Below are 25,554 nucleotides of genomic sequence, written 5' to 3' on the forward strand. Positions count from 1 at the left end.
GTGCCGGGGCCCGCGCTGTTCAGCGCCTCGAGGGTGGCCGTGTAGGCGGCCTTCTTGTTGCCGTTGCACTCGAAGAGCAGCGGAGTACCGCTGGAGCGCCACGAGTCGCAGTCGCGCACACCCCACACGGTGAGGCCGTTGCAGCGAGCCACGGCGAGGCAGTCGTTGACCACACTGCGGTAGGTGTTGGCCTGCGTCGTGCCCGATCCCTCGATGTCCAACTCGGTGATCTGCACGTCCACCCCGAGGGCGGCGAAGCTGGACAGCGTGGTGCGGTAGTTGCTGTTGTACGGCGAGTTGGCGTTGAAGTGCGACTGGAAGCCGACGCAGTCGATCGGCACCCCACGAGACTTGAAGTCGCGCACCATGTTGTACACGGCCTGCGTCTTGGCCCAGGTCCAGTTGTCGGTGTTGTAGTCGTTGTAGCAGAGCTTCGCGTCCGGGTCGGCCGCGTCGGCGGCGCGGAACGCCGCCTCGATCCAGTCGTTGCCGGTGCGCTGCAGGTTCGAGTTACGACGGGCGCCGCTGTTGCCGTCCTCGAACGCCTCGTTCACCACGTCCCACGAGTAGATCTTGCCGCGGTAGTAGGTGGCCACCCGGGTGACGTGGTTCAGCATCGCGTTGCGAAGCGTCGTGCCCTCCATGCTCTGCATCCAGCCCGGCTGCTGCGAGTACCAGGCCAGGGTGTGGCCGCGGACCTTCCATCCCCGGGAGATGGCGTGGTTCACGATCCGGTCCGCGTTGCCGAAGGTGAAGTTGTTCTGCTGCGGCTCGGTCGCGTCGATCTTCATTTCGTTTTCGGGGGTGATGGCATTGAACTCGCGGTTCAGGATCGTCGTGTAGGCGCTGTCGTTGAGTTTGTTGGCGGCCACGGCGGCACCGAAGTACCGGCCGGACTGGGCTGCGGCGGCACCGAGGGTCGTCTCGGCGGCCTGGGCCAGGTTGGGCAGCAGCGACACGACCAGGGCCAGAATTATCGCGGCTGTTCCGGAAAGAGTGAGCGTTCGCAGGCGGGTGCGCCTGATGGGACGGGTCCGGGGAACCATGCTGATCCTCCTGTGGTGGGGGTAAAAGATTCCTGTTGCTGTTCCGTTGGGAGGCCCGCTCGGATGGCGGCGGGCACGATGTCGAGTCCGCCCGGGCGGGCCGGGGCTCACGTCAGGGCACCAGCCCGGATGCGAGTCGTTCGGGCTACCTGGCCAGCGGGTGAAGGGCGGTGACAGGTAGGCCCGGTCGCCCGTCGGGGGGTGGTTGCGGGCGTTGGGCGTTTTCGGTGGTGGACGTGGTCACCTGGCAGGTGGGTGGGCCCGACGGTCGCGTGGAGCGCCTCCAGTGCTAACGGATCTTGTTAACGTTCACACTTGTCGATGGCTCTCAGGCTGGCAGAAAATTCCAGAGTTTTCAACCGGTAGTTTCGGACCTGTTACGGATCCGGGCGCAAGGGTGGGAGTCCTCGCGAGGTGGCTGGTCGACCCGCGTAACGCGGTGGACCAGACCGGAAGCGACAAGCTGGACGTACGCATCGGCGGGCTCCACGTGCTGTGGCGAATCGCGGAACCTTCTGCGTACGCCGCGCAGAGCGCGAGTCGACGAACCGTTGGGCCTGCGGCCGCTCGTCGGCCTCGGGGGTGAACTGCCGCATCAGCACCGCGAACCCTTGCCCCGACTGGATGAAACACGTTGGTCAGGCGGATCCGGAGCATGTCGTCCGCTGCTCCCATGTCGACGACCTAACCTCCTAGGATGCTCTGCGGGTTGTGCCTCAACGCACTGTGTCGCCCCTGCGGCAGGGGCCGGGACCGCCAGCAGCTTCAGCTGCTCGAACCGCCCGCAGCAACGCACCTGGCATAGGGGAGCGTGACGCTACGGAGGTGGCCGCACACCTAGCGAAAACACCGGGTTCCGACGACGCGGGTGCTGAAAATTCGCGCCGAAATTCGGTAACCAAATCGGCCGGTCAACCCGTCAGGTCAGTGACGGATCGCCACTACGGGCGGTCGGCCGAGGAGGAACAAGGGACATGGGCGACGTGCGTGGGCGTTTCAGGGACGACCTGGCCCGATACCCCGCCCCGCCATTGGGTGACCTGGTCCAGCAGTCTGTGGTGCAGGGCCGCCGACTTCGTCGCCAGCGTCGCCTGGCGCAGTTCGGTGCCGGCGGATCGGCGTTGGCGATGCTGCTCGTGATCGGCTTGGCCGCCGGGCCGCTCGGCGTCGGTGCGGATGACACAGGTCAGCCTGGCGGGCTGAACGTCGGTTCGTCGGGTGGGTCGGTCGACACCGCCACGCCGTCCCCGGCCGGGTCCTCCGATGGTGCCCCGGGCGGGTTGAAGTCGGGCACCGGCGAGGAGCAGCGCGGGGACCCCCGTCCGCCGGTTCCCTCGACCACGGTGATCGACACCCTGAGGATGGGGGCGGGCCCGGACGGTGAATTGCTGACCACCACACCGCAGGGCGCCCTGGAACTGCTGACCCGGCTGCTGCCCAAGGGGGAGACCAGCGGTTATGCGAGTCTGCACAGCAGCGGGGCGGGCCCCGGTATGCCGTACGTCCAGCTCTACCTGGACCGAGGCGATGGGCCGGGCATGGTGCGGCTCTCCATCTACCGGGACAACCTCGGTGGAAACCCGGTCCCGGGGACGGTGGAGCTCACCGAAATGCCCGGCAACTGCGTGCAGAACGAGATGGTCACCGTGCACCACAGCGGCGGCCTCCAGGTCAATTTGATGATCTCCACCTGTCTGGTCTGGGACCCCAAGGGAACCGTCCCGGCACCGGCCGTCCTCTCCGTGAAGGAGGCGACCGAGATCGCCGGCAACCCGATCTGGGGGACGCAACTGCCGGCCGAGTACGTCATCAACGGTGCCAAGAGGTTCCCCAAGTTGGCCCGGTCGAATGGCTGACGAAGACTTCGTGGAGTTCGCGCAGGCGGCCGCTGGCCGGCTGCGCGACGCCGCGTTCCTGATGTGCCACGACTGGCATCTCGCCCAGGACCTCACCCAGACGACGCTGGCCAAGGTGTACGCCAACTGGAGGCGGGTCCGCCGGGCCGACGATCCCCACGCGTACGCCCGCAAGATACTTCTGCGCTGCATGATCGACCAGCAGCGACGTCGTTCCAGCCGCGAGTTGGCGATGTCGGCGCCTCCGGAGCGGGGCGAGGAACATCCGGCCGAGCTGCGCATGACGTTGCTGGACGCAGTCGCCACCTTGCCGTTGCGGGACCGGGCGATCATCGTCCTGCGTTACTGGGACGACCTGAGCGTGGAGGCGACCGCCGAGGTTGTGGGCGTCTCCATCGCCGTCGTCAAGAGCCAGAGCATGCGCTCCCTCAGCCGCCTGCGCGAGTTGCTCGGCGAGACCCGTTCCGAGCTGTTCGCCGAGGAACGCCATTGACGGCTCCCGTCTGCGGCCGGGGTGTGACGGGTCCCGATGGTGTCGGACGTCGGCCGGCAACCGCCGCGTCGGTGCTGCGGCGGCGACGAAGGTGCCGCCACGCGTCGTCGGCCGAAGCGCCACGTGTGGCGGCAAGTATCTGCGTTTGGGGAGGTTTTCGGTGTCCGTGTCGAGCAGCAGGACGAGCCGAGGCCGGATTCGCGGCAGAGGCCGAGGTTCGGTCGCCGTCGTGCCGGCGGTCCTGTCGGCGTTGTTGGTGATGGCCGCAGGGTGCCATCGGGGGGAGTCCGGTGTCGGCCCCGGCGAGCGACACACCGCGAACGCGGAACGGGGCGATCCGAGCCCGCTGCTGGGGGCGGGCGATCTGGGAGGGGACTGGCAGGAGGACGATGCGCGAACTGGTCTGGCGTCCTGGCCGTGGGAGCAGGACAGCTGCCCCAACTACAAGAGCAGCGACTACCCGGCCAAGTCGCATCGGCGCGCTGCCGTGGAGCGCTACTACCGGCTGTCTGACGGCTCGTCGCGGGCCCACCACGTCGTGGAGACGTACGAAAGTGGATGGGCCGAGCGGAACGTCGATGACGTCCGTCGGGTCCTCCTGCGGTGTGCGAGCTACCCGGTCCTCGGATCGCAGGTCTCCTTCGACGTCGTCGATCCGCATTATCTGGAGGGCACCGGGATGCTCATTCGAGGTCGTATCGCGCATGCGGACACCCCGAACACCGTCACGTACTTCGTGATGGTGAAACGAGGCGAGACGGTCTCGACGGTCCGCCTGCCCGATCCGGGCAGCCAGGCCGTGGTGGACTCGGTCGCGGCGAGGGCGGTGGCCCGCCTTGGCTGAGCGGAAAGGGCGGCAGCTGCCGCGACGCTGGGTCCTCTCCGCGGCCACCATGTCGCTGGCCGGCGTTGCGACGGCCGCTTTCGGTGCCACGCGCGGCCGCGACGGCGACGGAGCCGGATCATCGCACGGTTCCTCTCCTGCCAGCCCGATCCCCACGACGCCGGCCATCGACTGGATCGGCCAGGCGAGAACGCGTATCGAGGCCTACGTGGAGCGGTACGACGGCCACCTGGCGGTCGCGGCACTGGATCGACAAGGAACGGCTTCGGTGACGGTCGGCGCCAAACGGTTCGAGACCGCCAGCATCGTCAAGGTCAACATCCTCGCGGCTCTTCTGCTGCGTCAGAACCCACCGGGCAAGGTCCTGGGTTCTGACACCCGACGGTTGGCCGAGGCCATGATCGTGTCCAGTGACAACGATGCCGCGGTGGCCCTGTGGCAGCGGATCGGGGGCTCGCGCGGCCTCACCGCCGCGAACCGCGCGCTCGGTCTGCGTGAGACGAAGCCCAACTCGCACTGGGGACTCACCACGACCACGGTCGCCGACCAGCTTCGTCTGCTGACCGCGCTGACGTCACCGACGGGACCGCTGACCCCGCAGGACCGTACCTTCATCATGGGCCTGATGAAGAAGGTGATCCCCGAGCAGCGATGGGGTGTCACCGCCGCGGGGGAGCCGGGCAGTCGTTCCGAGTACGTCAAGAACGGCTGGGACACCGCTGATGTCGACGGCGGCCGCTGGTTGGTCAACAGCATCGGACGGATCGTCGAGGCCCGTCATGACTGGCTGATCGCCGTGCTCTCCGACCATCACGTGAGCCAGAAAGAGGGCGTCCGCGTCGTCGAAAAGGCCGCCACGTACGTGCTCAAGGAGCTGCGTGCCGCCACTGCGGGCGACGGTCCTCCGCAGGGGTAGGGCCCAGCGCCAGCGAGGCTACGGGTGGTGGGCGGTCGAGGTGCAGGCCACGGGCGAGTTCATCGGCTTCGCGGGCTTGGATGACGTGGACGACGACATGCCGTTCACAGGAGTGGAGATCGGCTGGCGGCTCGCCCGCTCCTCGCTGTCACAGCGGCCACCAACCTTCGTTCCCAGGCGGTGATGCGCCGGATCGGCATGACCCGGAACCCGGCCGACGACTTCGACGATCCCACCGAACCCGAAGGGGCCCTGCGTTCGAACGTGCTCTATCGCATCTCCCGCAGCGCGCGGACTTGAGGGTCTCCGATTCGGCGCCCCCATTCGTCGAGCATCTGCCAGAGTGGTTCATGCCCTTGAGTACGTACCATCTCAGAGCCTCGGTCGCCGTGTCCGACATTCAGAAGGCCGTCGCCTTCTACGAAGGGGTGCTCGGTCTGCGGGCGCTGCGGTCCGGCCCCAGCGCCACCATCGCCGACGGCAGCCGCGTCTATGGCTCCGGTGGCGGTCCGGCGCTGAACGTCTACCAGTCGGTCACCGCCGGGAAGACCTCGGCGACGTTGGCGACGTGGTACGTCGAGGACCTCGACCAGGTCGTCGACGAGCTCACCTCGTCCGGCGTCGAGTTCGTTCGCTACGAGCAGTTCGAGCACGACGACAAGGGGATCACCGCGCGGGCCGGAGGTGGACGTATCGCATGGTTCCAGGACCCGGACGGCAACACCTTCGCTCTTGAAGCCGACGTGTGACCTCCAACGGAAGGACTGATCCGGCTCAGGGCGTCCACGCCCTGGGCCGGATCAGCGTCGCAGTTGTTGGAACTGTCGATCAGGTGACGTTGATGTCGCTGCACCACATGTAGGTCTGGTCCAGGTGCGACGCCCTCCAGAGCACGAACAGGATGTGGTTCCCGCTGCGTGACGGGAGCGAGACGTTGAACGAGATGTTCTGCGCCGGCGCGTAGCGCCCGGTCGTCGTGATCAGGTCGAGGTTGCCCCACCCGAGCTTCTGGGTGGATGGGTTGAACCCCTGCTTGGTGACGTAGACCTGGAAGTAGTCAGCGCCGTGGCTGGCCTGGTCGTACAGCTGGACCGTGAGGTTGCGGCTGACGGTGGTCGTCTTCCACGCCCCGGGCTGGTTCACGCTGTCGTTCCTGGACAGGGCGTTGCTGCACAGCTGCCCGTCCGGGGTGCGAGCCTGGTACTGGCCGCCGAGGCCGTCCCGCAACTGGCTCATCCAGTTCCACATGGTGTCGGGGTTTGCCTGGAACGCCTGCCAACACATGGGGTCCTGCTGCTGCATGGCGGGGTTCATGTGCTGGTTGCCCCAGGTCTTCCAGCACTGGTAGGCGCGACTCATCGGGTTGATGATCGTGCCGTGGGCCTGGGCTGCCCCGGTGAAGGGCAGCATGCCGGCCACGATGGCGAACACCATGACGAACGCTCGCAGGGACCGACGGACTGGTGACCGGGATCGTCCGCCGGATCGATCGGACTTGAGTGAACGCACTGTTCATCCTCCGCTCTTCGGGACTGCAACTCAGAATGGGAACGCTCCCAAGCCAACTGTTGCATCTATCCACTCAGATATCAACGCTTATCTATCTATGGTCGGATGTGGATCGAGCTGACCGGGGTGTCCGCAGCCGCCCGGTTCGGAGCCGGGTGCGGGTAACGACCACGCCACCGGCCGCCCAGTGCGGTCACAGGCCGGCTGCGGCGTCGTACCGACGCCGAAGGTCGGCCATCTCCGACTCGGTCAGCGCTTCCCTGGTCGCCGGCTCGGCGTACTTGGGCGGGAACATCTGCCGCAGTCGGTCGATGAACCTGACCTCGGCGGTCGCCTCGACCACCTGGATACCCGGAGGTGCGGTGGACACGTCCATGATCACCGGACCGGCCAGTTTGACCGCCACGTCCCAGGGGCGCTGCTTCTCGGCCACCCCGCAGAGGTGGAAGCCGTAGACCGTCTGCACGTCGGCGAGCGCGGTGGCCTCGGTCGGCTCGTAACCGTAGACGCGGACCCCGCAGATCACTGCCGGCTTCTCCGTGGTGGCCGCCTGCTGGGCCGCGTGGCCGGCGTGGTTGTGCTGCCCCGGGTCCGCCTGTTCGAGCGTGGTCCGCATCCGGGCAATGATCTGCGATTGCAGATCCGCCGGCTTCGCCTGCGGGTCGGTCCGGTTGACCAGTACGACCGCGCCGGCCGACACCACCAGCAGGATCACCGCTACCCACACGAAGCGGTTCCGGTACCAACCCGCGAAGTTCTCTCGGGAAATCATGATTGCTTCTCACCTCGTCGCCGGTTCTGGTGCTGGCAGGCCGAATCGGATGCCCCCGGCGGGTCAGGCGTCGAGGGCGTCAGCCGTTGGGGGGACACGTGCCGGGGTTACCTACGGCGGGCGAGGACGATTGCCCGGCAAAGCGCCCGTCGTCGTAGAGGTGGCCCGGCGATCCGCCAGGCGAGCGTCCGCCAAGGCGGCGTGCTGCCGGCGCTGCGATGCTCCCGTGCTGGCCGTTCCCAGCGCGGTTGCCCCCGCGCTGCGGCGATATGAGCCATTCCAACACGTCTGGATCGGCTTTGGCAACATCGACGAGCATCAGCGTGAATTCGGCCCGGTCACCCGCTCCGGTGGTTGAGGATCACCGCCTGCGCAATGCCGCCTCTGTGGCTGCGACGAAGCCGTCGGGGTTGTCCAGCATGATGTTGTGGCCAGCCTCTGGTACGGCGACCACCCGCACGCCGGCGTCGGTCAGCGCGCGCGCACCTCTCGGCTCGTTGTCGGCCGGATGGAGGTATGTGCGCGGCACGGGCAGTTCGACCAGTAGCTCACGCATGGTGGGGGTTGTGCCGCGGCCGAGGTGTGCCGCAGTGCGGTAAAGCGCCTCCGGGCCGGTAAGCCGCATCGTCGCCGCCCAGGCCGTGCCGACCCGGGTGAGCGTCTCGGACCGGCCGCCGCCATGGACGAACTGCTCCTCTGTGTAGCGGGCGCCGAGGCCTTCGCCCGGTGGCTGCGGGTCGAGGGTGGCGTCGACAAGGACCAGTGCGGAGACAAGGTGCGGATGGCGGGACGCCAGGACGATGGCGACGGCGCCGCCCATGCTGTGTGCGATCACCTGCGCGGCGCTGACCCCGGCTGCCGACAGGGCGATGGCGAGGAGGTCGGCGTGCTCCTCCAGTGTGTACGAGGCGTCGGTCGGCCGGTCGCTGATGCCGTGTCCGAGCAGGTCCATCAGCAGGCTGCGCTGTCCGCTGAGGGTGGGGTTGGTGGCCACCGCCGCGTAGTACGCCGGCGAGGAGGCACCGAGCCCGTGCAGGTAGATCCGAGTGGGTTCGGTGCCGGGGAGTTCCACCCAGCGGATCGTCGTGCCATCTGGTCGAACCTGGGCGCCGCGCATCACATACCTCCTGACTAGTACCTCGTGTTCGAGGTATCTCTCGGCCGAGGTAAGCTAACACGGTGTTGGAGTTCGCGATAATGGGCTTCCTGGCCGACGCCCCGCTGCACGGCTACGAGCTGCGCAGGCGCGTGGCCGCACTCACCGGCCACGTCCGGCCGATCGCGGACGGGACGCTGTATCCGACGATCAAGCGGATGGAACGTGCGGGCTTGCTGCGCCGCGACGTACAGGCTGGCCAGATGGCGGCACCACGGCACGTGCTGACCCTGAGCCCGGCCGGGCAGGCGGAGTTGCTGCGTCAGCTCCGCGCACCCGACGAGCTGTTCATCACCGACGAAAACCGCTGGTTCACGCTGCTGGCCTTCCTGCGCCACCTCGACGACGCGGCGGCCCAGGGTGCCGTGCTGCGTCGGAGGCTGAGTTTCCTCACCGAGCCAGCGAGCTTCTTCTGGGACGGCGACCGGCCACTGCGCGCCGACGACTTCCCCGACGACCCCTTTCGCCGGGGGCTGTTCCGCATCGCCACCGCCACTAGCCGCACGGAGATTGCCTGGCTGCGGGAAATGCTGACATCGCTCGCGCGATGACCACCGCCATCGGGGTCCTACCAGCGGTATCCGAACGGATCGGCGGCGGGCGCAGCGGGGATCGGGATATGGTCCGTGGCACCCGATTTGCCGCTTCCAAGGGGAAACATGAGCCGCTTGCCGTACGTGAACCCGGCCGATGCCCCTGCGCCGGTCCGCGAGGCGCTGCAGGCCGCGCTTCCCCTGAGCTTCTTCCGTGTCATGGCCCACGCCGAGACGGCGTTTCCGGACTGGATGCGCTGGGGCGGCACGCTGCTCAAGGACCTGGCCCTCGACCCACTGCTCCGCGAAATCGCGATCCTGCGAGTTGCCCAGTTGAGCGACGTGACATATGAGTGGGCTCAGCACGAGCCCATCGCCCGCTCCGTCGGCGCCACGGACGAGATGATCCACGCGCTCGGGCGCGACGAGATCGGGGACGACTGTTTCGCGTCAGACCAGCGGATCGTCCTGCGGTTCACGACCGAAGTCGTCCGCGACGTCCGCCCGCCCGACGAGACCACCGCCGCACTGAGCGGGCTGCTCTCCCCGCGCGAGGTGGTCGAACTCCTGATGGTGATCGGGCAGTACATGATGATCGCCCGGGTCGCCGCGGTAACGGACCTGGAAGTCGACAAGCCGATGGGCGCCGCCGTTTACGGTGCGCGGCCCTGACTAGTGTCATGTGTACCTGTGCACCCCACATCGAACGTCGTGACTAGGCGCACTGGAGCCCACCACGTCCCGTCGATGAGACTCGATTCAACGCCGGCACACAGCCGGTCGAGTTCGAGGTGCCCGGGCCGCCAGCGGAAAGTTCGTCACTGTCTATCCGTTGGGGACAGCCACCTGGGTCGGTCGACCCGCCTCAGCGGGCGTGGCCGGACGTTCCGACCCAAGCGGGATGACCGGCGCAGACCGGCAGGCATGGAGGGCTGTTGCGGGTCGGGCACTTGACGACATCGTCGAAGATGGATGATCCAGGGCAGTGGCGCCCAGGAACATGGGTTCGCGTTCCTGATGGTCAGCGGGAGGGCGCCTTGACCGCACAGATTTCGGCCGTGGTGGCGATCGTTGCTGCGTTGATCTCGTGTGTTCAGTTGTTGGTCGGCCGGTCCGTCTCACGCGGGGGCATTCTGTCCGGTGCGATGACGAATCACTGGTCGGCCGAGAACGTGGCGCTGCGAGACGTGGTCTACGGACTGGAGAACAAGGAATACGCACAGTGGTCTGAGGAGGAGCGCGCTGCGGCTACTGCTGTGGGCATACAGATCTCGCAAATCGGCTTCCTGCTCCGCAATTCCTACGCTGACCGCAGGGCGTTCCTGGACTTCTGGTCGAACTGGTGCGTCCGACTCTTCGTCATCCTGTCGCCGATGATCGCCGACCTGCGCACGCGTCAAAACAGCCCAGATCAGTGGATCTACTTCGAATGGCTGGCGCGGAAGGCGTATCGGCACACGTTGCGTAGGCCCTGGTGGCAGCGGCATTCCTGGGCGTCACTGAAACGACAGACGCACCAACTTCCCGATCCCGATGCCCTGAGGTCGGCCGGGCAGTCCCGTACAAGGGCCACTGACGGGGACTCCACGACTCGACCCGAGGCGGGCGAGGAGGGCTGACCCCGTGGGCCGGGGCGCTCGTCTCCGCGGTGGCTCCGGTCGCGAATCTGCCGAAAACGCCCTCGCTCCACCGCGTCGAGTGGCGGTAGTCGATGGCGGCAGTCGTTCTCTGCCTCCGTTCCGGGGTCTTGGCGTGGCTCGACGAGGTGGTCGCCCGAGATCTCATGGTGCGAGGTGACGTCGTTCGGTAGCGGACAGACCTTCGATGGCCCTATTGTGCTAGGCAACTAGTGGAATGGGGTGGCGAGGTGATCGAGTTTCACCTGGACGCACGGTCCGGGGTCGCGCCGTACATGCAGCTCATCCGACAGGTACGGCACGCGCTCCGGCTCGGAGTCCTGAACGAAGGCGACAAGTTGCCCACCGTGAAGGAGGTGGTGGCCCGGGTCGCGATCAACCCGAACACGGTGTCCAAGGCGTATCGCGAGTTGGAGTACGAGGGCCTGGTCACCGCCCGGCCAGGACTGGGCACGTTCGTCACCCGCACGCTCGGCGGCGACTCGCTGAGCAAGCACGAACCGCTGCGGCAGGGCCTGGCCCGCTGGCTGACCGAGGCACGGGAGGCGGGCCTGGACGACGAGAGCATCGAGGCGCTCTTCCTCAGCAGCTTTCGGGCATTTTCGGAGGCCCGAGGATGACTAGCGCCCTGATCGCGGACGCTCTGACCAAGCGGTACGGGCGGCGTTCCGCACTGAAGGACTGCACACTGGACATTCCGGCCGGTCACGTCGTGGGCCTGGTCGGGCCGAACGGCGCCGGTAAGTCCACGCTGCTGCAACTGGCCTGTGGGCTGCTCGATCCGACCGCGGGGCGGATCGAGGTGCTCGGCGCGCGGCCGGTCAGCGGGTCGCCGCGGGTCGGGTTCGTCGCGCAGGACACCCCGGTCTACGCCGGTCTGACCGTTGCCGACCACCTGCGGATGGGCGCGCACCTCAACCCGTCCTGGGACGCTGTGCTCGCCGAGCGGCGCATCGCCCAGGTCGGCCTGGATCCGGCACAGAAGGCGGGCAAGCTCTCCGGTGGCCAGCGCGCCCAACTGGCCCTGACCGTCGCCGCGGCGAAGCGTCCCCATCTGCTGCTGCTCGACGAGCCGGTGGCGGCACTCGACCCGCTCGCCCGGCGCAACTTCCTGCAGGGGTTGATGGAGCTGACCGCAGAGCAGGGCATGAGCATCGTGATGTCCTCGCATCTGGTCGCCGACCTGGAACGGGTCTGCGACCACCTGATCGTGCTGGTCGCCTCTCGGGTGCGGGTGGCCGGCGACGTGGACGACCTGCTCGCCACCCACCACCGTCTGGTCGGGCGGCGGCGCGACACCGCCGACCTGGGCGCCGGGCGAGCCCTGGTCGAGCAGAGTCACACCGAGGTGCAGTCGACCCTGGTGGTGCGCAGCACCGCGCCGATCGTCGACCCGTCCTGGCAGGTCGACCGGCTGGACCTGGAGGACATCGTGCTGGCGTACATGAGCGGTGCCACCGGCGACGGGCCGGACCGGGTTCTGGAGGGACAGCGATGATCTGGATGACCTGGCGGCAGTTCCGGACTCCGGCCCTGGCCACCGGCGCCCTGTTGCTGGTGCTCCTGGGCGGTCTGGCGCTGACCTGGTCGGAGGTGACGGAGCTGGCCACGCAGACCGGATACACCGGCTGCCAGGGCGATGCCTGTCGTGCCGCCGGCGAGGCGTTCCTGCAGGCGTTGCAACGGGGATGGGCGAGTGAGTTCCACATCGCCGCCATCGGGGCCCTGTACCTGCTGCCCGCCCTGGTGGGCATCTTCTGGGGTGCACCGCTGGTGGCCCGGGAGTTGGAGTCCGGCACGTACCGCATGGTCTTCAGCCAGTCCGTCAGCCGCGGCCGCTGGCTGCTGGTCAAACTGGCGGCCGGCTGCGGTGCCGCCGCGCTCGGTGCCGGCCTGCTCAGCCTGGTGCTGACCGAGTGGGCGCAGCCGATCGACGGGGCCTCGGCGGACCGGATGAACCCGTTGGTGTTCGCGGCCCGGGGGATTGTGCCGATTGGCTACGCGACGCTGGCCTTCGTGGTGGGTGTCGCCACCGGGCTGCTGCTGCGGCGGACTCTCGCCGCGATGGCGGTGACCCTGCTGGTGGTGATCAGCCTGCAGATCGCCGCGCCGTTCGTGGTGCGACCCTGGCTGGCTCAGCCGGTCACCACGGTCAGCCCTCTGCAGTTCGACGGTGATTACGGGATCTCGATGAGCCCTGACACAGGGCGGATGACGGTCCATTTCGAGCCCGACCGCAGGGGTGACTGGATCGTGTCGAGCACCACGATCACCTCGACCGGAGCGGAGTTCAATGGTCCGGCCGATATGACCCAGTGCGGGCCGAGGGCGTCCGGTGGGCGCGAGGCGTGCCAGAGTTGGCTGGGGAAGCAGAACCTCAGCCTGAAGGTGAGCTATGTGCCCGGCTCGAAGTTCTGGGACCTGCAATGGCGGGAGTTCGGCGTGCTGTTCGCGTTGACCGTCGCGCTGTCCCTGTTCTCCCTCTGGTGGGTCCGCCGCCGACTGGTCTGACGGCACAGCCAGTGGCCGGGATCGAGGACGTGCAGCGTCATCACCACGGCGGTGGCTGCCACCGGCACCCGGGCCACGATCGTGACCAGGAGCAAGGGCCGCAACCCCGGCAGCGCGAGCGGGTCCCGGTACGGCTTCACATCCAGGGCGGTCCGCGCCTCCCGACCGCCCTGGCCTGGGACGAGTGGCGCCGTCGGGTGAGAGCAGGGTCGGCTCCACCGTGGGCGGTGATCGGATGCTGGCAGGCCGTAGTGCCATCCGATTGATACCACCCTGAAACGACCTCAATCGTCATCAGACTCAGGTGGACGCCAGCTTCCGAGTGACCCGCCCGGACTATGTCGTTTCAGGTGCTTGACCTGTCAATTTTCCGCCGGTAGTTTAAACTTGCATCTACCGATATCAATGAAAGCAGGTGAAGCGTGCTGTTGAAATCCATCGCCATCGCCGCATCCGTCGCAGGCGTGCTGGCCACCGCCCCCGCCGCCTCGGCGGCAGCACCCGGAGTGTCGATACAAGGCTGGGGGGCCGGGAACTGCCCGCAGGGCATGCTCTGCATCTGGCCCAACTGGAATCACCCGCCGCAGGGTCCCGTGGAGACGCCGTCTCTGACGACCAACAGCGAGTGGACCGGCAGCATCCAGGGGTTCAGCTTCTACAACGGCACAGGCCGCGACGCCGTAATATCCGGGTTCACTTTCGGCTCGTCGATTCCCTTCAAGAACTGCGCTCCTGCCGGCGGGACCGGGGGCGACCTGTATATACCGGTCAACGTGACGAAGGTGACTTGGCAGCTGACCCCCTGCTGATCCTCCACTGGTGGCGCGCAGGTGGGTTGAAGCGGGGCATTAGATGTTCGGTGCCGCCAGGGAGAGCGTGCGCCGACTCAGTCTGCCGGTACCGGAGCGACACCCACCGCAGCCCGCGTGCCGGAGCCGCGGTTTCTGGTCGACGCTGTGCGGCGTCGTTCGCGCCCAGCACAGCCAGCCGATCCGATGCGCGCTTCCACGAACCCGTTGGCTCCGGCCGCGGTGCAGTTGCAGGCGTTGACCGATCCGACAACGGCGCGATTGCCGTTGGTTATCGCAGTACATCCGAATCAGCCGCCCCAGCGGCTTGATCCGGTGGTGGTTGGCGGCGGATGACCAGCAGGGCGATGTCGTCGTTGGGGTGCTCGTCCGCGGTGGTGACCATGATGTGGTCGCACAACGCCTCGGCTGGCCCGGACCGCACGGCGTCAGCGAGGCGCTCGATGCCGGTGTCGATCACTTCGCTGCGGCGTTCGATCAGTCCGTCGGTGTAGAAGACGAGCGCCGCGCCCGGCGGCAGGTCCAGGACGGTGGTGCGGCGACTGGTTGATGGTCGGCCTACACCCAGTGGCCGGTCCACCGGCAGGTCGACGGGCTGGGTGGGCTGGCCGGGGACCGCCAGCAGCGGTGGCAGGTGGCCTGCGGAGGAGAGGTGCACCTTCGTGCGGTCGGGTGCGATCAGGGCGTAGACGGCGGTGGTGAGGGTGCCCGCTTCGAAGTGGTGGATCTTGCGGTCGAGGGAGGTCAGCGCCGTAGCGGGATCGTCGGAATCGAGCGCGTAGGCGCGTAGCGCGCTGCGGATTCGTCCCATGACGACGGCGGAGGGCAGACCGTGGCCGGAGACATCACCGATGACGGCGCCCAGCCAGCCTGAGGGCAAGGTGAAGACGTCGTACCAGTCGCCGCCGATGCCCAGGTCGTGGCCGGGCACGTACCGGGCGGCCAGGTCCAGGCCGGGGATGTCGGGTAGCCGGCCGGGCAGCAGGCTGTGTTGCAGGGCCAGCGCCGCCTGCCGGTCGAGGACCTGCGCTCGAGCCTGACCGGCCAAGCTGGCACGATCGGCAACCAGCTGCAACAGCTGCACGTCGTCGGGGCCGAACCGCCGCATGGCCAGGGAGCCGACGTGCAGCACGCCGACGAGGTTGCCGTTGGCGAGCATCGGCACGCCCAGCAGGGCACGTACGCCCGTGGCGAGCAGGATGGGGTTGACTACGTCATCAGGCGTAACGTTATCGATCGTGACCGGCGCGCGTGTCGCCGCCACTCGTCCGGCGAAGCCGCGTCCGACCCGGATGCGGAAACCGCGGCGCACTTCCTCCTCCAGACCCTTGGCCGCTGTCGCGACGAGCTCGCCGGTGTGGTCGTCCAGCAGGAGGATGGTGGCGGTGTCGACCTTGAGCAGGTCCCGGACCCGTTCAAGTAGCTCGTCGAGCAACTCGGCGACGTTCAGCCCCGACAGGGCAGCATCGGTGATCGCCTCGATACGTCGCAGCCGCTCCTCGTTCGTCACCACCTCGGCATCAGCCACCCACGCAGCCTAGACGCCGGCACGACGCCGACGGGACGTCAGGACCGAGATCAACAGTGTCGTGCCTCCGACGTGGGGTACCTTCCCATGTCACATTGATGCAATGGTCGCCTGGTGAACCGTTCCGGGACGCTGTCCACGCCCAACGCCACCGGCTTCACGTCCGACAGGGAGGGGAATCAGTGGTGAACCCGCCGCTCGACCACGATGCCCCCACCGTCAGGAAACCCCTGCTCACGATGTCATTCACCCTCGCCGACCTCAACCGCGTCCGACGCGAGGTTGAGGCCGCCAGTCGCCGGTGCGGCCTCGACCACGACGAAATCGAGAACTGGGTCATCGCGGTCAACGAACTGATGATCAACGTGGTTCGGCACGGGGGCGGCAGAGGTGACTTACGCCTGCTCATGGACCGCCGGCTGACCTGTGAAGTCAGCGACCAGGGGCGGGGGTTCAACACCGCTCGCTACGTTCCGCCCACCGAGCGACCGCCCCTGTCCGACACGGGAGGAATGGGCCTGTGGGTGGTCGGTCAGATGGCCGACTACCTCCTCGTCGACAGCGGACCCGCAGGCACCACCATCCGCATCGCGGCACGCGCCCGCGGCAGTCTCGGATAGCCGTCACCCGCGCGGCCCGAGGAACTGCTCGTAATTGTCTCGTCGGTGCTGGCGCGGCGCGCCGGTGACCGGCCGGCGTAGCCACGCGTTGGCCCACCGCCGGGCGACGGTTAACGGCAGAGCTGCGGCGCCACGTCGCCGCGGAGGGCAAGGCGCCAAGTCGCACCGTTCCGACGATCCAACGTGGAGGAAGCCCGGGTGTACCGTCGCCGCATGACGGTGCTGCAGGAGTTTGTCGCCGCTCTTTCCAGCGGCCGGATCCAGGTTGTCGACCTCACCGCTCCGCTGTCGGACCAGACCCCGATCCTTGGTCTGCCCGAGCAGTTCGGCCAGACCTGGCCGTTCCGGCTCAGCGAGATCAGCCGGTACGACGACCGTGGTCCGGCCTGGTACTGGAACAACTTCTCCACCGGCGAGCACACCGGCACCCACTTCGACGCCCCGGTGCACTGGGTCACCGGTCAACAGGGCGCCGACGTGTCGCAGGTCCCGGTGAGCCAGTTGATCGCCCCGGCAGTGGTGATCGACCACGCCGCCGACGCCGCCGACGACCCTGACTTCCTGCTGGAGATCGAGCACGTCAAGGCGTGGGAGGCGGAACACGGCGCCCTGCCCGCCGGTGGCTGGCTGCTCCACCGCACCGGTTGGGACGCGTACGGCGACGACCCGGAGCGGTACGCCAACGCCGGGCGCACCCCGGGCATCTCCGTGGAGTGCGCCCGCTGGCTGGCCGAGGAGTCGCCGATCCAGGGTGTCGGGGTGGAGACGGTAGGGACCGACGCGGGGGCCGCGCACTCGTTCGACCCGCCGTTCCCGTGCCACTCGTTCCTGCTCGGCCAGGACAAGTACGGCCTGACCCAGCTCCGTAACCTGGCGCAGTTGCCGGCGACCGGCGCGGTGGTGATCGCCGGGCCGCTGCCCATCGTCTCCGGGTCGGGCAGCCCGTGCCGGGTCCTCGCGCTTGTCGAACGGTAGGCCGGGCCACCGATGCGGGTAGCCGAGGTGGTCGGGCGGGTCCTGTACGGACACGGCGCACGGCACGTCTTCGGGGTGGTCGGCAGTGGCAACTTCCATGTCACGAACGCGCTCGTCGCGGCCGGCGCCCGGTTCGTGGCGGCGGCCCACGAGGGCGGCGCGGCGAGCATGGCCGACGGGTACGCTCGCACCGCCGCGACGGTGGGACTGCTCTCGGTGCACCAAGGCCCCGGCATCACCAACGCGCTGACCGGCCTCACCGAGGCCGCTAAGAGCCGTACCCCGATGGTTGTTCTGGCCCCGGAGGCGACCGCGCCGCGGTCGAACTTCTTCATCGACCTGCCGGCACTCGCCGCCGCGGTCGGGGCCGACTTCCACCGGGTACGCGCGACGCACGCGGCCGAGGACACGGGCGCGGCGTACCGGGCCGCGGCCCGGGGCGCGACGGTGGTGCTGGGCCTCCCGTTGGAGGTGCAGCAAGCGGTGACCGAACCGTGGTCCGGCCCGGTCCCGGCGGCCGCGCCGACCCCGGTCACCGCTCCGCAGATCGAGCCGTTGCTGGCCGCACTTCAGGCCGCACGTCAACCGGTCTTCATCGCCGGTCGGGGCGCCCGGTCGGCCCGGGAACCGCTGACCCGGCTCGCCGACGCGTGCGGTGCGCTGCTCGCGGTCTCGGCCGCCGCGAAGGGTCTGTTCGCCGGGAACCCGTGGAACCTCGACGTCGCCGGCGGCTTCGCCACCCCGTTCGCCGCCGAGCTGATCGGCACGGCGGACCTGGTCGTCGCCTGGGGCAGCACGCTGAACATGTGGACCACCCGGCACGGCGAACTGATCCCACCCTCCGCCGTCGTCGTCCAGGTGGACCACGACCCGGCCGCCTTCGGGGTCAACCGCCCGGTCGACCTGGCGGTGGCCGGCGAGGTGACGGCGGTCGCCGAGGCGTTGCTCGCCCGGCTGGGCGTCGGCATCAGCGGGCCCGGGGGCGCAACCATCGGCGGGTGGCGTACGCCGGAGCTGGCACAACGGATTCGCGACCATGGCCGGTGGCGGACCGTTCCGTACCAGGATGAGGGCGGCGGTGCGCCGGCAACGATCGACCCGAGGACTATCTCGGCCGCCCTGGACGACCTGCTGCCGGCCGACCGGACGGTGGTGGTCGACTCCGGCAACTTCATGGGCTACCCGTCGATGTGGCTCGACGTGCCGGACGTGGCCGGGTTCTGTTTCACCCAGGCGTTCCAGTCGGTCGGGCTCGGGCTGGCCAGTGCGCTCGGCGCGGCGGTCGCCCGGCCGGACCGGCTCACCGTGGCCGCAGTCGGCGACGGGGGCTTCGTCATGTCCGCCACCGAACTGGTCACCGCCGTCCGGCTGGCGCTACCCCTGCTCGTGGTGATCTACGACGACGCGGCGTACGGGGCGGAGGTGCACCACTTCGGCCCGGACGGGCATCCGCTGGAGACCGTCACCTTCCCCGAGACCGACCTGGCCGCGATCGCCCGCGGTTACGGCTGCGACGGGTTGACCGTCCGGACCGTCGACGACCTCGAACCGGTACGCCACTGGCTCGCTGGTCCCCGTACCCGACCGCTGGTGATCGACGCCAAGGTCAGCGCCGCGCGCGGCTCGTGGTGGTTGGAGGAGGCGTTCCGTGGCCACTGAGCCACCGTCGTACCTCACGTAGGTCAGGCGTAGGCGACCCGGTCCCGTCGGGGCGCGCACACGAGGGTCGTCCGGCGGCAGGTGGCAGACTCATCGGCGTGGACGACGTGGCCGCATCGACGGTGGATGGTGAGCTGGAGAGCGTCAGCCTGGTGGACCTCGCCGTCTCTCGGCTGACCCGGGAAATCCTCAGCGGCAAGAGCGACCCGGGCGAGCGCCTGGTGGAGGAGCAGTTGACCCGGAGGCTGGGGATCAGCCGGGCTCCGTTGCGGGAGGCGCTGCGGCTGCTGGCCCAGCAGGGGCTGGTCGAGCACGTGCCCCGGCGCGGTGTTCGGGTCGCCACCCTTTCGGACCGCGACGTGCGGGAGCTGTACGAGCTGCGTGACGTGCTGGAACGCTTCTCGGTACGGGCGGGGATCCCGGTCGCCAGGGAGAGTGACCTCGCCGGACTGCGGGCGACGCTGGACCAGTTGAGGGAGGCGACCCGGGCCGGCGACCGGATGGCGGTCGCCGAGTCGCACCGGGAGTTCCACGTCGCGCTTGTGGCGCTCGCCGGTAACCGTCAGCTTTCCGCTGTGTACGGCTCGATCCTGGTGAAGCTTCAGCTCTACATGGCGATCAACCTGCGCCGGGAGGCGGAGCTGGCGCAGCCGCTGGACGGTGTCCACCGGCACGAGCGGTTGTTCGAGGCGGTCGCCGGGGGAGACCCGGAAGAGGTGCTCACCGTGCTCTCCGGGCACGGCGCTCGCTCGTATCTGGGCTAGCCGAGGTCGGCCGTGGCCCGGCGGAGTCAGGGCCACGCGCCGTCATGTTGTCGTTACGTGACGCGCGGGTTCCCGTAACAGAACAGTCGACAATCGACAGTATGCCAGAGCGAGTAGGGTCGATTTCGGAGCTTCGTTCGGCGTACCGTGAGGGCAGCCTGACCCCGGCGGACCAGGCCGAGCGAGTCCTGGACGGGCTCGCCGGGCACGACGACGGACCGGTCTGGATCAGCACCGTCCCGGCCGATCGTCTGCGTGAGCGCGCCGAGTCGCTGAGCCGCCACGGCGATCCCGCGCTGCCGCTGTACGGGATCCCGTTCGCGGTGAAGGACAACATCGACGTGGCCGGCATGGTCACCACGGCGGGCTGCCCCGACTTCGGGTACGAGGCCGTCGAGGACGCGCCCGTGGTGCGGCGACTCCTCGACGCCGGCGCGCTGCTTGTCGGCAAGACCAACCTCGACCAGTTCGCCACCGGTCTGACCGGTGCCCGCTCGCCGTACGGCAGTTGCCAGAGCGTGTTCGGCGGCGGCCTCATCTCCGGGGGTTCCAGCTCCGGCTCAGCGGTCGCCGTAGCTGCGGGCCAGGTCAGCTTCGCCCTGGGTACGGACACCGCCGGCTCCGGTCGGGTGCCGGCGGCGCTCAACGGGATTGTCGGTCTCAAACCCACCCGGGGTCTGCTCAGTACGGCCGGCGTGGTGCCCGCCTGCCGCTCACTGGACTGCGTGTCGGTCTTCACCCCCGACGTGGCTGGCGCCCTCGACGTGCTGCACGCCGCCCGGGCGGTCACTTCGGCCGACCCCTGGGGACGTCCATTCCCGGCCGAGCGGGTGGTTCCCCGCCTGCCGGGGACGCTCCGCCTCGGGGTGCCCCGGGTGGAGGACCTGGAGTTTTTCGGCGACAGCGGGCAGCAGGCCCGGTTCGCGGCGGGCGTGGAACGGCTGCACACCTTCGTCGGGTCCCGTCGGTCGGTGCCGCTCGGTGCCTTCTTCGAGGCGGGCGACCTGCTCTACCGGGGGCCCTGGGTGGCCGAGCGGCTCGTCGCCCTGGACGGCTTCCTGCGGTCGCACCCCGAGTCGGTCTTCGAGGTGACCCGTGCCGTACTGGAAACCGGGCGTCGCTACGACGCGATCGACGCCTTCCGCGGTCAGCACCGCCTGCGCGAACTGCGAGCCCAGGTCGACCAGCTCTGGCAGGACGTCGACGTGCTGGTGGTGCCCACCGTCGGCACCACCTTCACGCTCGACGAGATCGCCGAGGATCCGATCGGGCGTAACGCGATGCTCGGCCGTTACACCCAGTTCGCGAATCTGCTCGACCTGGCTGCGGTGACCGTACCCAACGGGTTCACCAGCTCCGGCCGCCCGGCGAGCCTGACCCTGGTCGGCCCGGCGTTCAGCGACACCACCCTGGCCCGGCTGGCCGCCGCGGTCACCGAGGGCGGGGCGTCGACCCAGATGGTCGAGGCGAGCCCGCCGCCGCCCCAGCGCTCGGCTGAACTGCTTGTCGCCGTGGTCGGCCGGCACCTGACCGGCGAATCCCGCAACGGCGAGCTGCTCGGGCGCGGCGCGGTCCTCGCCGGTACCGCCCGCACCGCGCCGCTCTACCGGCTGTACCGGATGGACACGCCCGATGGCGAAGGGCTGCCAGGCCTGGTCCGGATCGGCCGAGACGGGGCGAACGGTCACCCGATCGAGGTCGAGCTGTGGCGGCTGCCCAGCGCGGCTCTCGGGGGGTTGCTGGCCGGAGTGCCAGCACCTCTCTCGCTCGGCTGGGTCCAGCTGCACGACGGACGTGACGTGCTCGGTTTCCTCTGCGAAGCGTACGCGGCGGGCCCGCCGGCCGAGGACATCAGCGCCAGCGGCGGGTGGCGGGCCTACCGGCGATCCGCCGCCCGGCGCTGACGCGCCAGCATCAGCGATCACGACAGGAGGCGAGAGGATGGGCAGCATCGGGCCGGTATCGGCCAACCCCTACCCGTGGCCCTACGACGGCGCGGCGGACACCACGCGTACCGCACTGCTCTGCATCGACTGGCAGACCGACTTCTGCGGACCGGGCGGCTACGTCGACGCGATGGGTTACGACATCGGCCTCACCCGGGCCGGCCTGCCGGCCACTGCCCGGCTGCTCGAGCACGCGCGATCGCTCGGGATGCTTGTCGTGCACACCCGGGAGGGACACGACCCGCAGTTGTCCGACCTGCCGGCGAACAAGCTGTGGCGTTCGGCGCGCATCGGCGCCGAGATCGGCGCGCCCGGCCCGGCCGGCCGGATCCTGGTCAGGGGCGAGCCGGGCTGGGAGATCGTGCCGGAAGTGGCCCCGGTGGCCGGCGAAGTGATCATCGACAAGCCCGGCAAGGGTGCCTTCTACGCGACAAACCTCGACCTGGTGCTCCGCAGCAGGGGCATCACCCACCTGATCCTCACCGGCATCACCACCGACGTCTGCGTGCACACCACGATGCGCGAGGCGAACGACCGGGGGTACGAGTGCCTGATCCTCTCCGACTGCACCGGCGCCACCGACAAGGCCAACCACGACGCGGCACTGCACATGGTCACCATGCAGGGCGGCGTCTTCGGCTGCGTCACCACATCCGACGACGTCATCGCCGCCACGGCCAAGTGAGGTGCGACCATGGTGACCATCGCAGCGGCGCGGCCCGGCCCGTACGCCTTCGACATCTCGACCACGGCGCTGCTCGTCATCGACATGCAGCGCGACTTTCTGGAGCCCGGCGGGTTCGGTGAGAGCCTCGGCAACGACGTCGGCCAGTTGCGCCGCACCATCGCACCGCTCGCGGCGCTGCTGGCCGCCGCCCGCGCCGTCGGCCTGAGTGTCGTTCACACCCGTGAGGGGCACCTGCCCGACCTGTCCGACTGTCCGCCGGCCAAGCTCAGCCGCGGTGCGCCGAGCAGGCGGATCGGTGATCCCGGACCCAAGGGTCGCATCCTCGTCCGCGGCGAGTACGGCCACGACATCATCGACGAGCTGAGGCCGCTGCCCGACGAGCCGGTCATCGACAAGCCCGGCAAGGGTGCCTTCCACGCCACCAACCTGGACGTCCTACTCGCCGAGCGGGGTATCCGTAGCCTCCTGGTCACCGGGGTCACCACCGAGGTCTGCGTGCACACCACCGTCCGGGAAGCGAACGACCGCGGGTACGAGTGCCTCGTGCTCGCCGACTGCGTCGGGTCCTACTTCCCGGAATTCCACCGGGTCGGGCTCGACATGATCGCCGCCCAGGGCGGCATCTTCGGCTGGGTCGCCGACTCGGCGCAGGTACGCGCCGCGCTACCCACCACCCCCGTGTTGCAGCCCTCCTCCTGACCGGGAGCAGTCATGGTCTCGACCAAACCCACAAGCGTCGCGCTGCCGTACTGGGTCCGCGGCGACACCAACGCGTTCTTCGGATTCGGCGTCAACGTCCTGGTCAACGTGCTCACCCTGACCGGGCTCTGCCTCGCCGTGGTGAACCTCCCCGAGGGGGAGGTGTTCGGCACCATCCTGCCGGCACTGGGCATCGCCCTGGTCGCCGGAAACATCTACTACACCTACCTGGCCCGCCGGCTGGCTCGACGGGAGAACCGCACCGACGTGACGGCCCTGCCGTACGGGCCGAGCGTGCCGCACATGTTCATCGTCATCTTCGTCATCATGCTCCCCATCTACCTGCGCACCCAGGATCCCGTGCGGGCCTGGGAGGCCGGGCTGGCGTGGGCCTTCATCATCGGCGTGATCGTGCTGATCGGCGCGTTCGTCGGGCCCTACGTCCGCCGGTACGCGCCCCGGGCCGCGCTGCTCGGCACCCTTGCGGGAATCTCCATCACGTTCATCTCGATGAACCCCGCCGGGCAGATGTGGCGGATGGCCTGGGTCGCCCTGCCGGTCCTCGCGCTGCTGCTGATCGGGTTGTTGACCGACGTGAAGTTGCCGTTCAACTTCCCGATCGGACTCGCCGCACTGCTGCTCGGTACCGCGATCGGCTGGGCCGGCGGTGCGATGTCGGTGCCGGACGTCACGGCCGCCGCCCGGGACGTCGCGATCGCCGTACCCTCGTTCAAGCTGGACCTGCTCTTCGCCGGGCTGGCCGACATGGCACCTCTGCTGGCGACGGCGATCCCGCTCGGTGTCTACAACTTCACCGAGGGAATGACGAACGTGGAGAGCGCGGCCACCGCGGGGGACAACTACAACCTGCGCAGCGTGCTGCTCGCCGATGGCGCGGGTGCGGTGATCGGGGCCGCGCTCGGGTCGCCGTTCCCACCGGCCGTCTATGTCGGTCACCCGGGTTGGAAGGCCGCGGGTGGACGCAGCGGTTACTCGATGGCGACCGGTGTGGTGATCGCGTTGCTCTGCTTCCTCGGCATGTTCGGGCTGCTCGGCGCGATCTTCCCGACGGCGGCGATCGTGCCGATTCTGCTCTACATCGGGTTGCTGATCGGGGCGCAGGCGTTCCAGGCGACCCCCAGGGCGCACGCCGCCGCAGTGGTCGCCGCGCTGATTCCGAACATCGCCGCCTGGGCGACCGGGCAGATCGACAACGCTCTGGCGGCGGCGGGCACTACCGCCGCGGCGGTCGGCGACGATGCGCTCAACGGCGCTGGCGTGATCTACGACGGGCTTCTGGTGCTGGGTCAGGGTGCGATCCTCGCCGGCCTGGTGCTCGGCGCGGTGGTGGTCTTCATCATCGACAAGCGGTTCGTTCGGGCCGCGATCTTCGCCGGCTCCGGTGCACTGTTGTCGTTCATCGGGTTGATCCACGGCGAACGGATCGAGTGGAACGCCAACGGCCAGGTCGCGCTCGGCTACCTCTTCGTCGCGGTGATCTGTGTGGTCTTCGCGCTGGGCCGCCCCACGCCCCGCGATCCCGGCCCGGAGGAGGTCGAGCCGGACGTGGAACCGGGTCGGACCGGGCCGGTCACCGATCGGTCAGCGGAAGAGCAGCGGACGTCGCCCCTGAGCGGGTGAGCCTGCCGGCCCGGTCGGGGGCGTCACGGCTCTCGACCGGCCCGGGAAGTTCCTGACCGAACGGATCGAAGGGACGTACCGCATGGAGATCGACCGGACGGACGTGGCCGCCGAGGTGGCGGCGGCCTTCACCGCCTATGAACAGGCGCTGGCAGCTGGCGACGCCGACCTGATCTGCGGGTACTTCTGGGATTCCGAGCGGACCGTTCGGTTCGGCCTCGCCGACCATCAGTACGGGCTGGACGAGCAGCGCAAGTGGCGCGCGACGCAGCCACCGTTGCCGGCCGGTCGCCGGCTGGTCGACCCGATCATCACCACGTTCGGCCCGGACCTGGCGGTCGTGACAACCCGGTTCGGGTACGACGGCACCGCCACGACCGGGCGGCAGACCCAGACCTGGGTACGCCTGCCCGTCGGCTGGCGGATCGTCACCGCGCACGTTTCAGTCTCGGCCGCGGCCACCGGCTGACGGAGTACGCGCCGTCCGGGACCGGACCCGGGCGGCGCGTACTCCGACATGGCGCGCGGTACTAGTTGCGCCTGCTCCACTGCTGGTTGGCGCCGCCGTGGCAGGCCCAGAGGTGAAGTTGCGTCCCGTTGGCCGTGCCGGATGCGACGGCGTCGAGGCACAGCCCCGACTGGGCGCCGGTGATGGTGCCGTTGGAGTTCAGGTTCCACTGTTGGTTGGCTTGGCCGTTGCAGTCCCAGATGATGACCGCGGTGCCGTTGCTGCTGCCCGCTCCGCTGGCGTCCAGGCACTTGTTGCCGTACACGGTCAGCGTGCGGTTGGCGGTGTAGGTCCAACGCTGGTTGGTGCCACCGTGACAGTCCCACAGTTGCGGACGAGCACCGTTCGTCGTGCTCGAGTTGGGAATGTCGATGCACCGGTTGGCCGGGCTGCTTGCGATCAGCACGTTCTGCTGGCCGGGCGGCGGGGTCGACGGCGGGGGAG

The 25,554-nt window shown here is 68.9% G+C and carries 29 protein-coding genes; 23 read left to right on the forward strand and 6 right to left on the reverse strand.

Annotated elements, in window-relative coordinates:
- The coding region (locus tag DLJ58_RS02695) for a glycoside hydrolase family 10 protein (RefSeq protein ID WP_148097969.1) at window positions 1-1,046 on the reverse strand (1,046 nt) is incomplete at its 3' end.
- A gap of 974 nt (window positions 1,047-2,020) precedes the next feature.
- Here DLJ58_RS02695 and DLJ58_RS02705 point away from each other — a divergent pair.
- The 6 genes from DLJ58_RS02705 (at window position 2,021) to DLJ58_RS02730 (ending at window position 5,904) form a co-directional block, all read left to right on the forward strand.
- Window positions 2,021-2,902, forward strand: coding sequence for a hypothetical protein (locus DLJ58_RS02705; protein ID WP_124853692.1), 882 nt, complete (start codon window positions 2,021-2,023; stop codon window positions 2,900-2,902).
- The gene (locus DLJ58_RS02710; RefSeq protein WP_124853693.1) at window positions 2,895-3,395 is read left to right on the forward strand and encodes a SigE family RNA polymerase sigma factor; all 501 of its coding nucleotides are present in this window, start codon (window positions 2,895-2,897) and stop codon (window positions 3,393-3,395) included. Before DLJ58_RS02705 ends, DLJ58_RS02710 begins: the two co-directional genes overlap by 8 nt.
- Before the next feature lie 229 nt (window positions 3,396-3,624).
- Complete coding sequence (locus tag DLJ58_RS02715) at window positions 3,625-4,239, forward strand: hypothetical protein (protein WP_124853694.1); 615 nt, start codon at window positions 3,625-3,627, stop codon at window positions 4,237-4,239.
- Window positions 4,240-4,288: 49 nt separating this feature from the next.
- A complete protein-coding gene (locus DLJ58_RS02720) occupies window positions 4,289-5,155 on the forward strand; it encodes a serine hydrolase (RefSeq protein WP_124853695.1) in 867 nt (288 codons plus the stop codon).
- A 40-nt stretch (window positions 5,156-5,195) separates the two neighbouring features.
- Window positions 5,196-5,339 (forward strand): hypothetical protein, encoded by a 144-nt coding sequence (locus tag DLJ58_RS35010; RefSeq protein ID WP_341869893.1) that lies wholly within the window; start codon window positions 5,196-5,198, stop codon window positions 5,337-5,339.
- A 205-nt stretch (window positions 5,340-5,544) separates the two neighbouring features.
- Window positions 5,545-5,904 carry a VOC family protein gene (locus DLJ58_RS02730; protein WP_244218753.1) on the forward strand — a complete coding sequence of 120 codons (360 nt, stop codon included), beginning with the start codon at window positions 5,545-5,547 and terminating at the stop codon, window positions 5,902-5,904.
- 79 nt (window positions 5,905-5,983) lie between these two features.
- Here DLJ58_RS02730 and DLJ58_RS02735 read toward each other — a convergent pair whose 3' ends face one another.
- Together DLJ58_RS02735 and DLJ58_RS02740 are read right to left on the reverse strand one after the other, a co-directional pair.
- Window positions 5,984-6,589 (reverse strand): lytic polysaccharide monooxygenase auxiliary activity family 9 protein, encoded by a 606-nt coding sequence (locus tag DLJ58_RS02735; RefSeq protein ID WP_124853697.1) that lies wholly within the window; start codon window positions 6,587-6,589, stop codon window positions 5,984-5,986.
- 268 nt (window positions 6,590-6,857) lie between these two features.
- Window positions 6,858-7,436 (reverse strand): hypothetical protein, encoded by a 579-nt coding sequence (locus DLJ58_RS02740; RefSeq protein ID WP_124853698.1) that lies wholly within the window; start codon window positions 7,434-7,436, stop codon window positions 6,858-6,860.
- A gap of 226 nt (window positions 7,437-7,662) precedes the next feature.
- Between DLJ58_RS02740 and DLJ58_RS34835 the strand changes: the two genes are divergently transcribed.
- Window positions 7,663-7,794 carry a hypothetical protein gene (locus DLJ58_RS34835; protein ID WP_279635828.1) on the forward strand — a complete coding sequence of 44 codons (132 nt, stop codon included), beginning with the start codon at window positions 7,663-7,665 and terminating at the stop codon, window positions 7,792-7,794.
- A 3-nt stretch (window positions 7,795-7,797) separates the two neighbouring features.
- Here the strand turns inward: DLJ58_RS34835 and DLJ58_RS02745 are convergent, their stop codons facing one another.
- Entirely contained in the window at window positions 7,798-8,553 is a 756-nt protein-coding gene (locus tag DLJ58_RS02745; protein WP_124853699.1) for an alpha/beta fold hydrolase, read from the reverse strand.
- Between the two features lie 62 nt (window positions 8,554-8,615).
- On the opposite strand from DLJ58_RS02745, the gene DLJ58_RS02750 reads away from it, so the two are divergent.
- The 7 genes from DLJ58_RS02750 (at window position 8,616) to DLJ58_RS02785 (ending at window position 14,082) form a co-directional block, all read left to right on the forward strand.
- Window positions 8,616-9,143 carry a PadR family transcriptional regulator gene (locus tag DLJ58_RS02750; protein WP_208740814.1) on the forward strand — a complete coding sequence of 176 codons (528 nt, stop codon included), beginning with the start codon at window positions 8,616-8,618 and terminating at the stop codon, window positions 9,141-9,143.
- Between the two features lie 108 nt (window positions 9,144-9,251).
- Window positions 9,252-9,797 (forward strand): carboxymuconolactone decarboxylase family protein, encoded by a 546-nt coding sequence (locus tag DLJ58_RS02755; RefSeq protein WP_124853700.1) that lies wholly within the window; start codon window positions 9,252-9,254, stop codon window positions 9,795-9,797.
- Between the two features lie 365 nt (window positions 9,798-10,162).
- On the forward strand, window positions 10,163-10,744 hold the full coding sequence (locus tag DLJ58_RS02760; protein WP_124853701.1) for a DUF4760 domain-containing protein: 582 nt from the start codon (window positions 10,163-10,165) through the stop codon (window positions 10,742-10,744).
- Window positions 10,745-10,992: 248 nt separating this feature from the next.
- The gene (locus DLJ58_RS02765; RefSeq protein ID WP_124853702.1) at window positions 10,993-11,382 is read left to right on the forward strand and encodes a GntR family transcriptional regulator; all 390 of its coding nucleotides are present in this window, start codon (window positions 10,993-10,995) and stop codon (window positions 11,380-11,382) included.
- Window positions 11,379-12,260 (forward strand): ABC transporter ATP-binding protein, encoded by an 882-nt coding sequence (locus DLJ58_RS02770; RefSeq protein ID WP_124853703.1) that lies wholly within the window; start codon window positions 11,379-11,381, stop codon window positions 12,258-12,260. The genes DLJ58_RS02765 and DLJ58_RS02770 overlap by 4 nt, the downstream gene beginning before the upstream one ends.
- On the forward strand, window positions 12,257-13,273 hold the full coding sequence (locus tag DLJ58_RS02775) for an ABC transporter permease subunit (protein ID WP_124853704.1): 1,017 nt from the start codon (window positions 12,257-12,259) through the stop codon (window positions 13,271-13,273). The genes DLJ58_RS02770 and DLJ58_RS02775 overlap by 4 nt, the downstream gene beginning before the upstream one ends.
- A gap of 422 nt (window positions 13,274-13,695) precedes the next feature.
- Window positions 13,696-14,082 (forward strand): hypothetical protein, encoded by a 387-nt coding sequence (locus DLJ58_RS02785; RefSeq protein WP_124853706.1) that lies wholly within the window; start codon window positions 13,696-13,698, stop codon window positions 14,080-14,082.
- Window positions 14,083-14,353: 271 nt separating this feature from the next.
- Here DLJ58_RS02785 and DLJ58_RS02790 read toward each other — a convergent pair whose 3' ends face one another.
- Window positions 14,354-15,610, reverse strand: coding sequence for a PP2C family protein-serine/threonine phosphatase (locus DLJ58_RS02790; protein ID WP_124853707.1), 1,257 nt, complete (start codon window positions 15,608-15,610; stop codon window positions 14,354-14,356).
- Between the two features lie 185 nt (window positions 15,611-15,795).
- On the opposite strand from DLJ58_RS02790, the gene DLJ58_RS02795 reads away from it, so the two are divergent.
- From DLJ58_RS02795 to DLJ58_RS02835, 9 genes are all read left to right on the forward strand, one after another.
- Window positions 15,796-16,230 carry an ATP-binding protein gene (locus DLJ58_RS02795; protein ID WP_158629537.1) on the forward strand — a complete coding sequence of 145 codons (435 nt, stop codon included), beginning with the start codon at window positions 15,796-15,798 and terminating at the stop codon, window positions 16,228-16,230.
- Between the two features lie 213 nt (window positions 16,231-16,443).
- Window positions 16,444-17,205: a cyclase family protein gene (locus DLJ58_RS02800; RefSeq protein ID WP_124853709.1), complete on the forward strand. Its 762-nt coding sequence runs from the start codon at window positions 16,444-16,446 to the stop codon at window positions 17,203-17,205.
- Window positions 17,206-17,217: 12 nt separating this feature from the next.
- Window positions 17,218-18,864: a thiamine pyrophosphate-binding protein gene (locus tag DLJ58_RS02805; RefSeq protein WP_124853710.1), complete on the forward strand. Its 1,647-nt coding sequence runs from the start codon at window positions 17,218-17,220 to the stop codon at window positions 18,862-18,864.
- A gap of 98 nt (window positions 18,865-18,962) precedes the next feature.
- Window positions 18,963-19,628 (forward strand): GntR family transcriptional regulator, encoded by a 666-nt coding sequence (locus DLJ58_RS02810; protein ID WP_124853711.1) that lies wholly within the window; start codon window positions 18,963-18,965, stop codon window positions 19,626-19,628.
- Between the two features lie 101 nt (window positions 19,629-19,729).
- Complete coding sequence (atzF, locus tag DLJ58_RS02815) at window positions 19,730-21,532, forward strand: allophanate hydrolase (protein WP_124853712.1); 1,803 nt, start codon at window positions 19,730-19,732, stop codon at window positions 21,530-21,532.
- 37 nt (window positions 21,533-21,569) lie between these two features.
- On the forward strand, window positions 21,570-22,259 hold the full coding sequence (gene biuH / locus DLJ58_RS02820; RefSeq protein WP_124853713.1) for a biuret amidohydrolase: 690 nt from the start codon (window positions 21,570-21,572) through the stop codon (window positions 22,257-22,259).
- A gap of 9 nt (window positions 22,260-22,268) precedes the next feature.
- Window positions 22,269-22,961, forward strand: a complete 693-nt coding sequence (locus tag DLJ58_RS02825; protein ID WP_124853714.1) for a cysteine hydrolase family protein — start codon at window positions 22,269-22,271, stop codon at window positions 22,959-22,961.
- A gap of 12 nt (window positions 22,962-22,973) precedes the next feature.
- On the forward strand, window positions 22,974-24,602 hold the full coding sequence (locus tag DLJ58_RS02830) for a regulator (protein ID WP_124853715.1): 1,629 nt from the start codon (window positions 22,974-22,976) through the stop codon (window positions 24,600-24,602).
- Window positions 24,603-24,684: 82 nt separating this feature from the next.
- A complete protein-coding gene (locus DLJ58_RS02835; RefSeq protein WP_124853716.1) occupies window positions 24,685-25,071 on the forward strand; it encodes an AtzH-like domain-containing protein in 387 nt (128 codons plus the stop codon).
- Window positions 25,072-25,132: 61 nt separating this feature from the next.
- Here DLJ58_RS02835 and DLJ58_RS02840 read toward each other — a convergent pair.
- On the reverse strand, window positions 25,133-25,554 hold a 422-nt coding region (locus DLJ58_RS02840), incomplete at its 5' end, for an RICIN domain-containing protein (protein ID WP_148097970.1).

This window comes from Micromonospora arida (assembly GCF_003857035.1).
In the GTDB taxonomy this organism is placed as follows: domain Bacteria; phylum Actinomycetota; class Actinomycetes; order Mycobacteriales; family Micromonosporaceae; genus Micromonospora; species Micromonospora arida.

What these genes read in the sequence shown, in the direction of transcription:
- DLJ58_RS02705 (WP_124853692.1), top strand. Translation starts at nt 2,021, where the DNA reads ATGGGCGACGTGCGTGGGCGTTTCAGGGACGACCTGGCCCGATACCCC.
- DLJ58_RS02710 (WP_124853693.1), top strand. Translation starts at nt 2,895, where the DNA reads ATGGCTGACGAAGACTTCGTGGAGTTCGCGCAGGCGGCCGCTGGCCGG.
- DLJ58_RS02720 (WP_124853695.1), top strand. Translation starts at nt 4,289, where the DNA reads ATGTCGCTGGCCGGCGTTGCGACGGCCGCTTTCGGTGCCACGCGCGGC.
- DLJ58_RS02735 (WP_124853697.1), bottom strand. Translation starts at nt 6,589, where the DNA reads ATGGTGTTCGCCATCGTGGCCGGCATGCTGCCCTTCACCGGGGCAGCC.
- DLJ58_RS02740 (WP_124853698.1), bottom strand. Translation starts at nt 7,436, where the DNA reads ATGATTTCCCGAGAGAACTTCGCGGGTTGGTACCGGAACCGCTTCGTG.
- DLJ58_RS02745 (WP_124853699.1), bottom strand. Translation starts at nt 8,553, where the DNA reads ATGCGCGGCGCCCAGGTTCGACCAGATGGCACGACGATCCGCTGGGTG.
- DLJ58_RS02755 (WP_124853700.1), top strand. Translation starts at nt 9,252, where the DNA reads ATGAGCCGCTTGCCGTACGTGAACCCGGCCGATGCCCCTGCGCCGGTC.
- DLJ58_RS02770 (WP_124853703.1), top strand. Translation starts at nt 11,379, where the DNA reads ATGACTAGCGCCCTGATCGCGGACGCTCTGACCAAGCGGTACGGGCGG.
- DLJ58_RS02775 (WP_124853704.1), top strand. Translation starts at nt 12,257, where the DNA reads ATGATCTGGATGACCTGGCGGCAGTTCCGGACTCCGGCCCTGGCCACC.
- DLJ58_RS02800 (WP_124853709.1), top strand. Translation starts at nt 16,444, where the DNA reads ATGACGGTGCTGCAGGAGTTTGTCGCCGCTCTTTCCAGCGGCCGGATC.
- DLJ58_RS02805 (WP_124853710.1), top strand. Translation starts at nt 17,218, where the DNA reads ATGCGGGTAGCCGAGGTGGTCGGGCGGGTCCTGTACGGACACGGCGCA.
- atzF (WP_124853712.1), top strand. Translation starts at nt 19,730, where the DNA reads ATGCCAGAGCGAGTAGGGTCGATTTCGGAGCTTCGTTCGGCGTACCGT.
- biuH (WP_124853713.1), top strand. Translation starts at nt 21,570, where the DNA reads ATGGGCAGCATCGGGCCGGTATCGGCCAACCCCTACCCGTGGCCCTAC.
- DLJ58_RS02825 (WP_124853714.1), top strand. Translation starts at nt 22,269, where the DNA reads ATGGTGACCATCGCAGCGGCGCGGCCCGGCCCGTACGCCTTCGACATC.
- DLJ58_RS02830 (WP_124853715.1), top strand. Translation starts at nt 22,974, where the DNA reads ATGGTCTCGACCAAACCCACAAGCGTCGCGCTGCCGTACTGGGTCCGC.
- DLJ58_RS02835 (WP_124853716.1), top strand. Translation starts at nt 24,685, where the DNA reads ATGGAGATCGACCGGACGGACGTGGCCGCCGAGGTGGCGGCGGCCTTC.